The sequence below is a fragment of the Novipirellula aureliae genome (assembly GCF_007860185.1).
Lineage (GTDB): Bacteria > Planctomycetota > Planctomycetia > Pirellulales > Pirellulaceae > Novipirellula_A > Novipirellula_A aureliae.
In genome coordinates this window covers 341978-355303 of the sequence record NZ_SJPY01000006.1, presented here as the reverse complement: position 1 = coordinate 355303, position 13326 = coordinate 341978, and the positions used below count along the sequence as shown (strand labels likewise).

Annotated in this window: 8 protein-coding genes; 3 read left to right on the top strand and 5 right to left on the bottom strand. The window is 52.6% G+C overall.

The window, feature by feature from the left end; translation table 11 throughout:
* Positions 1-138 precede the first annotated feature (138 nt).
* Positions 139-2574 (bottom strand): heavy metal translocating P-type ATPase, encoded by a 2436-nt coding sequence (locus tag Q31b_RS19050; protein WP_146601235.1) that lies wholly within the window; start codon positions 2572-2574, stop codon positions 139-141.
* 317 nt (positions 2575-2891) lie between these two features.
* Here Q31b_RS19050 and Q31b_RS19045 point away from each other — a divergent pair, with 317 nt between their 5' ends.
* Positions 2892-5423 carry a hypothetical protein gene (locus Q31b_RS19045; RefSeq protein ID WP_146601234.1) on the top strand — a complete coding sequence of 844 codons (2532 nt, stop codon included), beginning with the start codon at positions 2892-2894 and terminating at the stop codon, positions 5421-5423.
* Between the two features lie 64 nt (positions 5424-5487).
* Here Q31b_RS19045 and Q31b_RS19040 read toward each other — a convergent pair whose 3' ends face one another.
* Complete coding sequence (locus Q31b_RS19040) at positions 5488-7491, bottom strand: ATP-dependent helicase (protein ID WP_146601233.1); 2004 nt, start codon at positions 7489-7491, stop codon at positions 5488-5490.
* A 41-nt stretch (positions 7492-7532) separates the two neighbouring features.
* Entirely contained in the window at positions 7533-8129 is a 597-nt protein-coding gene (locus tag Q31b_RS19035) for a hypothetical protein (protein WP_146601232.1), read from the bottom strand.
* Positions 8130-8288: 159 nt separating this feature from the next.
* Between Q31b_RS19035 and ispD the strand changes: the two genes are divergently transcribed.
* Together ispD and tyrS are read left to right on the top strand one after the other, a co-directional pair.
* A complete protein-coding gene (gene ispD, locus Q31b_RS19030) occupies positions 8289-9050 on the top strand; it encodes a 2-C-methyl-D-erythritol 4-phosphate cytidylyltransferase (RefSeq protein WP_231617693.1) in 762 nt (253 codons plus the stop codon).
* A gap of 4 nt (positions 9051-9054) precedes the next feature.
* Entirely contained in the window at positions 9055-10332 is a 1278-nt protein-coding gene (gene tyrS / locus Q31b_RS19025) for a tyrosine--tRNA ligase (protein ID WP_146601231.1), read from the top strand.
* 101 nt (positions 10333-10433) lie between these two features.
* On the opposite strand, the gene Q31b_RS19020 is transcribed toward tyrS, so the two are convergent.
* Together Q31b_RS19020 and Q31b_RS19015 are read right to left on the bottom strand one after the other, a co-directional pair.
* Positions 10434-11846, bottom strand: coding sequence for a sigma-54-dependent transcriptional regulator (locus Q31b_RS19020; RefSeq protein WP_146601230.1), 1413 nt, complete (start codon positions 11844-11846; stop codon positions 10434-10436).
* Positions 11843-13264, bottom strand: coding sequence for a sensor histidine kinase (locus tag Q31b_RS19015; RefSeq protein ID WP_231617692.1), 1422 nt, complete (start codon positions 13262-13264; stop codon positions 11843-11845). The genes Q31b_RS19020 and Q31b_RS19015 overlap by 4 nt, the downstream gene beginning before the upstream one ends.
* Positions 13265-13326: the final 62 nt, after the last annotated feature.

Below are 13326 nucleotides of genomic sequence, written 5' to 3'. Positions count from 1 at the left end.
GAAACTCCGAAATGGATGATTCATGTCGCACCGGTAATGCGACTGGCGAAAACGGGGATTAGCAATCCAGCGGCAGGACTGTCAACGTTGATTCTGGATGGAATTGGCAGAAGCCTGAAAAAAAGTGAGTTTCACGCTCTAATGGAGCTTCAAATGGCGCAGCCGAAGCGAGTTACTGATAACGGATACACTACTCAAACTCATCGCCGCTGCCGCTATCATTGGGCTCAGCAGTATCCCGAAGAAGGGGTACAATAAGCCTGCAGCGATGGGAATTCCGAGTGAATTGTAGAGAAATGCGAAAAACAAATTTTGGCGGATATTTCTCATCGTTTTTCGGCTCAGCTTCTCCGCAGCGACAATCCCTCGCAGGTCACCACCCACCAAGGTCACCCCAGCCGACTCGATCGCTACTCCCGCTCCGGTTCCCATCGCGATCCCCACGTCTGCTGCGGCCAGCGCCGGGGCATCATTGATCCCATCACCCGCCATCGCGACGACGCGGCCCTGCTTCATGAGGTCCGCCACATGACGACGCTTTTCGTCAGGAGAAACCCCTGCGTAGTAGTGGTCGATCCCAAGTCTTGCGGCAACCGCCTTGGCTGTCTTTTCCGCATCACCGGTCAACATCACGACTTCAAGTCCCATTTGATGAAGCGTCTTTAACGCGGATTGCGTCGTCGATTTGATCGGATCTGAAATCGCAAACATTGCAGCCAACTTCCCATCGACCGCCATAAAGATCGTTGTACGACCTTTCGATTGGTGCTGCTGAGCAAGTTCGTTTTCCCGCTTACCCACATGGATGTTTTGCGAATCGAAAAAGCCAGCCTTCCCGATGTGAACCTTATGGTCATCGACCTTCGCAGTGACCCCTTCGCCGGTCACGCTTTGAAAGCCGGAGACATTATCAAGTTTTGATGACTCGTTAAACGAGATACCATCCTGCTTCGCACGCCGTACGATCGCTTCACCAAGCGGGTGTTCGCTCGATTGCTCTACCGCAGCGGCGATTGCCAATATATCGGGTTCAGTCCACTCGCCAATGGTTTCAACGTGTGTGACCACGGGCCGTCCTTCGGTTAGCGTACCCGTTTTGTCAATAACAATCGTGTCGACTTTCTCAAGCCGTTCAAGCACCTCGGCGTTCTTAACCAGCACCCCCTCTTTGGCTCCGCGACCGACGCCAACCATGACAGACATCGGTGTCGCCAAGCCGAGGGCACACGGGCAAGCAATGATCAGGACGGCAACCGCCACGACGAAGGCATGAGCCAATCGAGGCTCCGGCCCCCAAACGGCCCAGCCAACAAAGGCGAGAATCGCGCATGTGATCACCGTCGGCACAAAGTACTGGGCAACGGTGTCGGCCAGCCTTTGAATTGGAGCACGACTACGCTGCGCTTCGAAGACCATTTGCACGATTCGGCTAAGCACCGTATCGTCCCCCACCCCGACGGCTTCAATCACCAATGAGCCCGATTGATTGATCGTGCCACCCGTGACTTCGTCATCGGCTTGTTTTCCTACCGGTATCGGCTCGCCGGTCAGCATCGATTCATCCACGCTGCTTTCACCTCGTAAAACACGGCCATCCACCGGTATTTTCTCGCCAGGACGAACTCGCAAAATGTCACCCTTGGCGACTTCCTTGAGCGGGATCTCAACATCGGTTTCGACCTTGGATGAAAGCTCATCGTTCGCCGGGTCGCTCTCAATTCGATGGGCCGTATCAGGCGACAACTTCATCAATTCACGGATGGCACCCCCCGTTTGTTGGCGTGCTCGAAGTTCCAATACTTGCCCCATCAAGACGAGCGTAATGATCACGGCTGCGGCTTCGAAATAGAGAGGTGGCGAGCCGTTGTCGAAAAATGCTTCTGGAATCACCCCCGGCATCAGCACGACGACGACACTGAAGAAATAGGCAGCGAGTGAACCGACGACAATCAACGAGAACATGTTCAAGTTCATTGTCCGAAAAGAACTCACCCCGCGAACCAGCAATGGCCATCCGCAATAGAACACGACAGGCGAAGCCAATGCCAATTGAATCCAACCCATCGTCGAACTCGACAGAAGATCGGTCAACCGCAACCCAATCATCGGCCCCATTGCGATCACCAATAGCGGCAGCGACAAAAACAAACCAATCCAAAACCGCCGCTTCATATCGACCAGCTGGGGATCCTCGCCCGTGTCGTCGGCGTTTAGGAACTTCGGCTCCAAATCCATGCCACAGATAGGGCATGCACCGAATCCGACCTGCTCAATCTCGGGATGCATCGGGCAGGTAAAGATTGCGTCATCAGCCACATCAGCAGGATCCCAATCTGCTTTACCGTGATCGCCTCCGCAACAAGAGCCGCCCGCGACGTCACCCGCTCCCTCCCCGGCTTGTCGATTATTTCGGCGGGCCAAAATACCTTCTGGATCCGCGTCAAATTTCTCCCGACAACCTGCATGACAAAAGTAGTAGGTGCGCCCGTCGTACTGACTTGTTATCGCATTGGACGAAGGTGAAACCTGCATTCCGCAAACGGGGTCCGTCATCGTAATCTGGCTTAGAGACATCGTATTTCTTTCTATCGTTGGAGTCCGGGCTTTAGCCGATCCAAGTAGGAATCCAGGCTTTATCCGGTTCACAAGCCTCTCAAAATCGCCCAAAGGCTAAGCTCCAACCAAAATCAAGGTCGACGCCGAGACTTATTTCTTGCTAAAGGCTAGTGAAGCACTGTGTGCCTGTTCAATCAAGCCCCATCAAATGTAGGAACGCAATTCAATTCCGAAGCGTTGGAGGGGGCAAGTGACAAAACCAGAGCGTGCAACTCTCATTCCTCTCAAATTGTAGCGCCAAGCGAATTTGGCCCCCAATCCTTTGGATTTTAGCGATGACCGACTTATTTGGATTACCTGCTTTTTCGATTCTTCTATTCGTGATTATCGGATTGCTAATTGGACATCTGTTGTGGTATCGCGATACGTCAACTGACCGAAAAAAACTTCGTGAAAGTGAAGATCGCTACGTAAAAACGCGTGGTGCTGTTCGCCAACGCAAACAGCAATTCACTCAACTGCAGGCCCTGCTCAAGACCAAGGAAGCAGAATTTGCAACCCTGGAGGCGGAGCAGCAGCAATTGGTCGATCGCAACCGACAATTACAAGCAACGATCGAAGAATTCCGTGTGGTTTCCGCCGACTTTGAAAACGATCGCGAAGCGACCGCATTGAAACATCGCGAAGAACGTAAGCGATCAGAACTGCTGAAGAATCAATTACAGGAAGTCCTTAAGAAAAACACGGAACTCGAAAACCGACTCTCGACAGAAACCGATAGCCAAAATAAGCAGGACCAAGAAATCGCTCGGCTAAGCGAATCCAACAAGCAACGATGCATCGAACGTGACCAGCTTCAAGTCGCTAACAAACAAGCTCAAGAAGCCCTCGCAGCGCGGATCAAGGATCTGTCACAGCGGGATGCCGAACTGGCGAAACGGAACGAACGAGTCGAACAATACAGCGCTCAAGTGAAACAGCGTGATTCACAAATCGTGGAGTTAGAAAGCCAGCTCGCTGAGTCAACGAAGCAAATTGCCGACCAACAATCACGGTTTGATAACCTTTCAAACGATATCATTGAAAAGCAATCACGATTGGAGGAACTCGGAAAACAAATCGAGAGTCTCTTGCCACTGCAAGAACAGATCGCTGAGAAAGAGGAAGCCCTCGCGATGGCCAAAGAGAAAATCGAACAACTTCTGCAGGTCAACCACCGACATCTCGCAGAGATTGAAACGCTCTCTAACAAGAACCGCCAGTCCCAGGAACAACTGAGCGAACTTGCTACGCTACAAGAAGTTGTCACGGTCAAACAAACAGAACTTGTTCAATTGCAGCAACGTCTGGCAACATCCGATTCGCAATGCAACGAACTAGCAAGCGAAACCGCACTTCTGAAAGACAACCTCCGCAAGACCCAAGAACGTTTGTCGAAGCAAGAGGTCCATTCGAAACAGACAGAGAGGTTTGAACAAGAACTGCAAAAAGCCAAACAAACGATTCTCGAGCAGCAGCACTCCATCGAATCACAAGCAAAACAGATGGATCAGCTGACGGCTAAACGCGATGAGCATGAAACCAATCGTGGCCAACTCGAAACGGCAAATGAAAAACTGAAATCGGATATCGAGAAGATCGAGTTGTTGACCCAACAGCTAGAAACGGACAAAAAGCAACTCACCGAATCGAACCAACAACTTGAAACGATCAACCAAAAACTCAAAACCGACAACCAGAAGATCGAAGCGTTAACCCAACAGCTCGAAACGGACAAAAAGCAACTCACCGAATCGAACCAGCAACTTGAAACGATCAACCAAAAACTCAAAACCGACAACCAGAAGATCGAAGCGTTGACTCAACAGCTCGAAACGGACAAAAAGCAACTCACCGAATCGAACCAGCAACTTGAAACGATCAACCAAAAACTCAAAACCGACAACCAGAAGATCGAAGCGTTGACCCAACAGCTCGAAACGGACAAAAAGCAACTCACCGAATCGAACCAACAACTTGAAACGATCAACCAAAAACTCAAAACCGACAACGAGAAGATCGAAGCGTTAACCCAACAGCTCGAAACGGACAAAAAGCAACTTACCGAATCGAACCAGCAACTTGAAACGATCAACCAAAAACTCAAAACCGACAACCAAAAGATCGAAGCGTTGACCCAACAGCTCGAAACGGACAAAAACCAGCTTGCCGAATCGAACCAGCAACTTGAAACGATCAACCAAAAACTCAAAACCGACAACGAGAAGATCGAATTGTTGACCCAACAGCTCGAAACGGACAAAAAGCAGCTTCAGGTTTCAAGCCAGCAGCTTGAGACGACGAATCGAGAACTCAAACAGCAGGTCAAGACGTCTGGTGAAGAACGCCAGTTGCTCATTGAGACTCGCGATCAATTCAAACTCAATTTAAGCAAAGCGAACAAGACGATCGAGCAAGATCAAGCGACGATTGTCAGTCTGCGAAAAGAGATTGAAAGTCGTCAGAAGGAAACCGCAACGATCACCCACGACTTGGAAATTGCGAAGCGGCAGAAGGCGGAAATCGAGTTGCGAGTGGACGACCAAAAGCGAACGATTCAGCAACTACAAAACCAACTGAAGGTCGCAGAGAAACTTGGACCAGTAACCGAATCGCTTGAAGCTCGCGTTGCAGAATTAATGAAGCACATTGAAGTCATCAACAATGAACTCGAGGATAGCCTAGAAGCCAACGTGAAAGCGGGCAACCGCATCCGCGATCTAGAAAACCAATTGCACGAACACGCCGAGAAGATCCGAGACCTCAGGCGCACTCGAGTCGCCGCACCGAGCAACATCGTCGATCAGCCTGTCAATCGTGCTGCTTAACGATGCGTTCGCGGTAGACATTGAAGAAAATCATGGCGAACAAGACGACCAAGCCGACACTGCATTACCGCCGTGGAACGCTACGTTTTTTTCGATACTGGTTCGGGTTGGCCGCTTTGCCCGTGATTTCATACAGAAAAGGACTTGGTATCGTCGGTCGTGGCTTTCCCCATTTCCTTCTTGTCAGCGCCATCGACATCGTCAGGATCTCTTGGGCTCGTGTGATTCCGACATAACACAAACGCCTTTCCTCGGCGATATCCTCTTCACGACCGCTCTTCAGGCTCCGGCTATGAGGAAGGATGCCCTCTTCCATTCCGACCATGTACACATAGGGAAATTCAAGTCCCTTGGCTGCATGCAACGTCAGCAGCCAGACCGAATTCTTGGCCGCCATCTTGTCCTTCTCGTTCCCCATTTCTCGTCCGGAGAGGGCGATATCGGAGATAAATCCAGTCAATGACGGGTCGTTACTATTGTCTTGATACGCTCCGATCGCATTGGTTAAGTCACCGATCGACGCCATTCGTGCGTCGCGTTCTTCGGGTTGGTCGTAGATACGAGCGATCTCATCAGCGTAGGCGGTCCGGGCTAGCATCGTTTGCAATGCTTCGGTCAATGAATCGTTTTCGGCCCGACGGCGGACATCTTCGGCGAGCGCCCCGAGTTCGGCGATCCCTCGGCGGGCGCTTGGTGACAAGTCGGCGATCGCTGAGTTGTTTTGCATCACTTGCCACACCGGCACCCCCCGCTCGACCGCTCGCTTGATTAGCAATTGAACCGTTTTGTTGCTTAGCCCTCGCGCCGGGGTATTGATGACGCGAAGCAGTGACATTTCATCGTCGGGTTGGTCAATCCATTTCAAATACGCCAACAAGTCACGGATTTCTCGGCGATCGAAGAAAGATTGACTCCCCATCATCACATAGGGCACGTTCGCTTTTCGTAGTTCCGTTTCAAACAGACGTGGTTGTTCATTGGTACGAAACAATATTGCAATGTCACGCGGCTGAACATGTTTTTTGTCGATCAGCTCGGTGATCTCGGTCACGACCAGCTTTGCTTCGACGGTTTCGTCTTTATGCTGCAAAATCCTTGGCCGTCGTCCATCGGGACGACTGGGGATCAACACCTTGTCATGTCGTTCGGTGTTGTATTGGATCAGTGTGTTGGCCATCGTCAAAATCGCACCGGTGCTGCGATAATTGTCTTCCAAGCAGATCACTTTGGCATCGGGCCAATCTTTGCTGAAGTTCAAGATGTGCGTCACATCGGCTCCGCGCCAAGCATAGATCGATTGGTCATCATCACCAACAACACAAAAATTACGATGTTTGAACGTCAAATCGCGAGTGATCCGATATTGGCTGCCATTGGTATCTTGATATTCATCAACGAGAACATGATCGTAAAGCGATGCGACTTGATCGCGAATGTCATGATGTTCTTTGAACAACAGTTCGGTGTTCAGCAAGAGATCGTCGAAATCCATCGCCGCTCTCGCACGCAATCCGTTTTGATAGCGGCGATACCCGGATGCGGCAAAGTGTTCCTTATCCGTTGAAGCGATCATCGCCGCTTCATCGGGCAATACCGATTGATTTTTCCAACCGCCGATAATCGACAGCATGTCGCTCGGTTTCAAAGCGGTGCCGGGCAGCCGAAGTTCACGCAGAATCGCTCGGGCGAGTGATTCCTGATCGCTGCGGTCGTAGATCGAGAATTTTTTTGGATACCCCAACGCCTTGGCGTGCTGGCGTAAAATCCGGACGCACAATGAGTGGAACGTGCTGATTGTCGGTTTGGGATCGTCCGCTTCACCACGACGAGGTTTACGCTTCTTTTTCGTACCGATCAGTTCGCCGATCCGTTCTTGCATCTCCCCGGCCGCTTTGTTGGTAAACGTCATTGCCAAAATGCGGTCGGGCGGCGTACCATGACGGATTAAGTTGGCGATGCGAAACGTCACGACCCGCGTCTTGCCCGTCCCAGCACCGGCGAGCACTAGCATGGGTCCAGACAACGTGTTAACAGCCTCGGCTTGAGCCTTGTTGAGTCCGTGGCTCACAAATCAATCCTTTGAGAAGAGGTGGCGAATAGGGGAGTCGACTACCGAGACGGATCACGTGTAATCACTGGATTAGCGGTCCCGGTTGCAATGAGTTGCATCACACCTTGCTGCGGTCGATTGGAATTCACGAGGACGCGATTAAATGGGATGCCGTAACAGGCGTAGTTCCCGGTCGCGGTATCGAGGACGTAGACTACCGATGGAGCCGCCGGTGTGGCACTCGATTGCCGAAACTCGGCGAGTCCCGTCATCATCAAGTATTGGCCACCTTTGCCGCCAGCCCCAAGTGCTTCGCCGACCTGAGCCGAAAAGCTGGCCATAAACCGTCCGGCTCGCGGGTAGATGACATTGCATTGCAATAACCCCGAGTTGTGGTCGAGTAAAAACAAGCCCTCGGCGTCATCGCTAACGGGACCGGTTGCCATCGAGAATCTTTCGCTCGTTTCTGCTGCGGTCGCCTCAATGGGCGAAAACATGACGCGAGGTTGCGACGTCGATTGGCCAAATAGATAGGCCGCAACCGCCACACTCGCCAAGGCGGTAATCGCCAAACAGACGTTGGCAAAATGGCTCTTCGTGTTCATTTCCATTGAATCGTCGTGCTTTTGAGTGTTTGAAATGTGTGTTTTTGACATCGTCGCTAAGCTCCACAATAGGTTCGTTAAGAAAGGGTGAGGGCAAAGGGTAACGACAATTGTAGGCAGTTGCGTTCAACTTTACGATTGCCTTGATGACTCGGAAGCGATAATTTAACGGTCGCATTCAAATCTCATTTACTAGGAATCCTGTGATCGATGACACGCTCAGCCCCCAGCATGCCGAAAAATGGCACGATTGCGGCGATTTTGCCGGCGGCGGGCAGCGGTCGTCGATTCGGAAGCCACCAAAATAAACTGTTTGCGACGATTCGAGGAGTACCGATCTGGGTACATTCCGCCATGGCTTTGCTCGGTCGGCCTGAAATCGGGCGACTCATTGTCGCGGTCTCCGAATCCGACCGAACGATTTTCCAAAACGACTACACCGCTTTTCTTGATGCGAAGAAAATTGAATGGGTTTTAGGCGGTCAAGAGCGAACCGATAGTGTCCGCAGCGGGCTTGAAGCAATCGGCGACGATGCGGCGATCGAGTACGTGGCAATTCACGATGCGGCACGCCCGCTCATAGGTGACCCCGATCTATCCTCTATTTTTGCGGCGCTGACCGCCACGGGAGCCGCAATTTTGGCTACGCCCGTCACCGGTACGCTCAAGCGAGCGGTTCGCGCGACGCCGAACGCCGCAGGAGATCTTATCGCGAACGATCGTTGCGTAACCGTCGACCGAAGCGAGCTTTGGGTTGCCCAAACCCCACAAGTGTTTCGGCTCGATTTGCTGCGGTTAGCTTACGACCGGCATCGAGGCTATCCAGCAACCGATGATGCCCAATTGGTTGAGCGAATCGGTCATCCGGTTGCAATCGTCTCCGGAAGTAGCGACAACATCAAAATCACACATCCCGAGGATCTACGCATCGCAGAAGCGATCATGGCCCGATTGTCCCCCACGAACAAGTAATACAATGAACTTAATCGAAGACCTCCGTTGGCGAGGATTGATCCACCAAACGACCGACGAAGCCGAACTTGGAAAACTGCTAGCGAAAGAGCCTCAAACGATCTATATCGGCTTCGATCCGACGGCGTCGAGTCTACACGTCGGACATCTCATGCAAGTGATGATGCTCAGGCGGTTCCAACGCGCCGGACATCGCCCGATCGCATTGGTCGGAGGGGCCACTGGAATGATCGGAGACCCCAGCGGAAAGAGCGAAGAACGGAACCTGTTATCCGCTGAACAGTTGCAGGCCAACGTGGAGGGAGTCGGTAAACAAATGCAGCAGTTCCTCGACTTTGATGGCGATAGTGGAGCAAAGCTACTCAACAACTTCGATTGGATGAAGGGATACTCCTACCTCGAATTTTTGCGTGATGTCGGCAAAAACTTTCCCGTTGGTGCGATGATGGGCAAGGAGTCGGTTCGGTCGCGGCTAGAGAGTGAAGCAGGCCTGAGCTATACCGAATTTAGCTACATGCTTTTGCAGGCCTACGACTTTGTCCACCTGTGCCGCGAGCACGATTGCCGCATTCAGGCAGGCGGCAGCGACCAATGGGGCAACATTACCGCCGGCATTGATCTTGGTCGCCGCATGCTGGGCAAACCATTGTTCGGTTTGACCGCTCCGCTTTTGACCACCAGCGACGGACGCAAAATGGGCAAAACCGAAAAAGGAGCGGTCTGGCTCGATCCCGACCGAACCAGTCCCTACGAGTTCTACCAGTACTGGATCAATGTCGAAGATGCGGACGTGATGCGGTGCATCGCCTACCTGACCGAGATCGAGCGAGACGAATACGATTCGCTCGGCGAGCAAACGGCAGCGGACCCAGGCCGCCGAGCCGCTCAGAAACGTTTGGCCAGCTACATGACACGGCTCGTTCACGGTGAAGAAGGGATAACATCCGCCGAGCGAGCAACGCGTATTCTGTTTGGTGGTGAAATTGAAAAAGCGACCGATGCCCAGTTGAGCCAAATCTTTGCCGATGTGCCCAGCAGTGAAGCGGATCGAAAATCCCTATCAGGCGAAGGGCTTTGGATCATCGACGCGTTGCAAACCGCGGGACTCGTCAGCAGCGGCAGCGAAGCGAGACGATCGATCAAAGAGGGAAGCGTCTATCTGAACAATCGACGGGTTTCCGACATGAACCATCGGTTGAGCGAGGCCGATTTGGCGAGCGAGACGGTGATGGTACTGAGACGCGGGAAACGAAAGTATGCCCTGTTGCGATTCCGTTCGTAAACTGACGAATTAAGGTGGTGGATCTTGTTAAAGATCTTGCGGCCCGGGGATCTTTAACCGATCCACTATCGAACACCGCTGGATCTTAACCGTTGCATAGCCTAATCCATCCGATACAGTTTCAATCGATCGCGCAGTGTTCCACGATGAATGCCAAGTCGCTGGGCCGCCTTTGCCCGGTTGCCACCGGTATGATCGAGAACCGCCTGAAAAAGCACTGGTTCAATGAGACTTAACAGTTCTGGATGCAGGGGTGCGGATGCCGATTCCTCCGCCTCAAGCTGCTGCTCCGCCCACTCCCGAATCACCTCCTCAATGGAAGCCGTTGGCTGATCGGTTGCCTGCCGAGGCTTTGCAACAAGTCCCATTTGCGAAGGAAAATCGTCGATCGATAACGGGCGTCCCCGGGCGACGACGGCTGCATGAGCAACCGCATTCTTCAGCTCACGAATGTTACCGTACCAATCAAGTTGTTGAAGTTCCGCGAGCAACTCATCATCGATCGCGGCATCCGCAGCAGCATAGTCCATCGCCGTGAGGAAATGTAGGCAGAGCGGGCCGATGTCTTCGATTCTTTGCCTCAGCGGTGGCAGATGAATTTGCACGCCCGCAAGTCGATGAAACAAATCCTCACGAAAACGGCCCATTCGACACGCGTTTTGTAAATCGCGATGAGTCGCTGCCAAAATGCGGACATTCGCACGTCGCGGCTTGAACTCACCGACTCGGCAATACTCACCTTGTTCTAAAACCCGCAACAGTTTGACCTGAATTGCAGGAGGCAAATCGCCAATTTCATCCAACAATACGGTGCCACCATCCGCTTGCTCGAACAAACCAGCACGATCCTCTGCCGCCCCCGTAAACGCTCCTTTGACATGGCCAAAAAGTTCGCTCTCGATTAAGTCAGGGTTTAAAGCAACCGGTGCGATCGCGATGTACGGTTTACTCGATCGGCGACTGTGCCGATGAATGGCTTCGGAGACCAACTCTTTGCCTGTCCCTGTTTCGCCAGTCAACAGGACCGACAAATCGCTATCGGCAACCAAAGCAATCTGGCGAAACACAAACTGCATCGCCTGCGACTTGCCAATCAGGACGGAACCATCCCTATTCATCGACTGAGTCGCAACAGGGGCTGTTGAACGAAACGACGTTCGCAAACAGGTACGGCAAATCCGCAGTGCATCTTCGAGTTTGAACGGCTTGGTCAAATAATCGGTTGCACCATTTTTGACCGCCGCCACGGCGGTTTCCAAATCACCAAAAGCGGTGATGATCACGACCGGGGCATTGTCGGTAGCGGCTAAGAACTTTGGCAATGCAGAAATGCCGTCCTCGTTCGGCAATCGAACGTCGAGGATGACCAGGTCGACCGGGTGTTTGTTTGCCAAGCGGAGCCCTTCTTCCGCCGACGACGCGGTGAGCACGTGGTGCCCCTCGCCTTGCAGCATACGCTCGAAAGCCCAGCAAATAGAGGGTTCATCGTCAACAACAAGTACCGTAGCGTTCATTCTGTTTTCTCCCCTGCTTCGTCCACGATTGGAACGTCCAATTCAAAGATCGTTCGCTCACCTTTGCGTCGAAAACGTACTTGCCCACCAAACCGTTCCGCGGTGCGATGGACAACCGACAATCCTAGCCCCATCCCTTCGGGTTTTGACGTCACGAAGGGCTCGAACAACTCCGCCGCAATCGATTGGTCAATCCCTGGTCCACGATCGCTGACGACCACGCGCAACAGCGGAACCGCACCGGTCGTGGGGTCGCCTTCGATTTTTTCCAGCAAAACCGATACCTCTCGACTTGCATGAATCGCATTGTCAATCAGATTGGTGACCGCGGCGGTCCATGAGGGGCCATCGGAGATCACCACGTCTTCTACAGAATCACCGATATGCCAATCCATTTCGACTCGAAGATGCTGAACAATTGGCGAAAGACTCATCCGGATATCTTCAAAACAAATCATCACCCTTGCGGGTCGGTCTTTGTCCTGTTTTCCCGATTGCGCGAGTAGCAATCGGCGGACATAGTCTTCGGACAATTCAATTTGACGAATGGCGACGCGGATCCCTTCGTCGTCGGAAGAATTGCAATCCGCAGCATGCAGCTCCACTGCCATTCGCGCCCCGGTTAGACTGTTGCGAAGTTGGTGTGCCATTCCACTTGCAATCTTGTGGAGCAGCTTTTCTCGATGTTGGCTGTGGATTCGCTTCCATAGGGTATCAAGTTGGCCCGCCATTGAATCGACCGCTTGGCCGAGTTGTCCGATCTCATCGCCGATGTGGTCCGACACCGTTGAGGTGAAGTCACCATCCGCAACCTTTTCGACCCGTCGTTGCAGTTTGCGGATACGTCCTACCAAACGCGAAGTCAAAAACAATGTGATGGAGCTGAGCGCAAAAATGGTCGACAAACCCGTTGCGAGGGCTAGGACCGAAGCACGACGGCGAGTCGCCTCGAAATGGGCTTCGTCAAAAAGCACTGCGATACTGGCGACGCGATCAGGCCGCGACGCCCCCCCGACCGTCGAAAAAGTCAAGAGACGGTATTTCTTTTCAGCGTCACCGTTTGTCATGTCGATGGCGAGGGAAATCTGTTTTGCACCACTCGTCTTTCGGGCCTCAACAACCTGTTCTTGCTCGCTCCCCATTCCAACCGTCGAATAGCGAATCTTTTCGTTTTCATCAAAAGCGATTAGCTCCGTTCGAGTCAATTCGGCCAGCAAGTCGAGCACCCGACCGTTCAGTGGGAAGCGAGAATCCGCGATCGTTTTCTGGATACCCGTGAAGCGATCTCGCAATTGCTCGTCGGCCCAGCGGTTACCGAGAAAGTAGGATGCCGCCGAAACGAGCAGAGCGGCCAACATCGCGGTTGCAAGAATCGGAACGAGTAGCCGTAGACGAAGCGATCGATAGGAGAGTTGCATGTTCACACACTGATTCTAACGAATCTTCGACGGCGGAAAATCCGCCACTTGAGACGAAAATG

What these genes read in the sequence shown, in the direction of transcription:
- Q31b_RS19050 (WP_146601235.1), bottom strand. Translation starts at nt 2,574, where the DNA reads ATGTCTCTAAGCCAGATTACGATGACGGACCCCGTTTGCGGAATGCAG.
- Q31b_RS19045 (WP_146601234.1), top strand. Translation starts at nt 2,892, where the DNA reads ATGACCGACTTATTTGGATTACCTGCTTTTTCGATTCTTCTATTCGTG.
- Q31b_RS19035 (WP_146601232.1), bottom strand. Translation starts at nt 8,129, where the DNA reads ATGTCAAAAACACACATTTCAAACACTCAAAAGCACGACGATTCAATG.
- ispD (WP_231617693.1), top strand. Translation starts at nt 8,289, where the DNA reads ATGACACGCTCAGCCCCCAGCATGCCGAAAAATGGCACGATTGCGGCG.
- tyrS (WP_146601231.1), top strand. Translation starts at nt 9,055, where the DNA reads ATGAACTTAATCGAAGACCTCCGTTGGCGAGGATTGATCCACCAAACG.
- Q31b_RS19020 (WP_146601230.1), bottom strand. Translation starts at nt 11,846, where the DNA reads ATGAACGCTACGGTACTTGTTGTTGACGATGAACCCTCTATTTGCTGG.
- Q31b_RS19015 (WP_231617692.1), bottom strand. Translation starts at nt 13,264, where the DNA reads ATGCAACTCTCCTATCGATCGCTTCGTCTACGGCTACTCGTTCCGATT.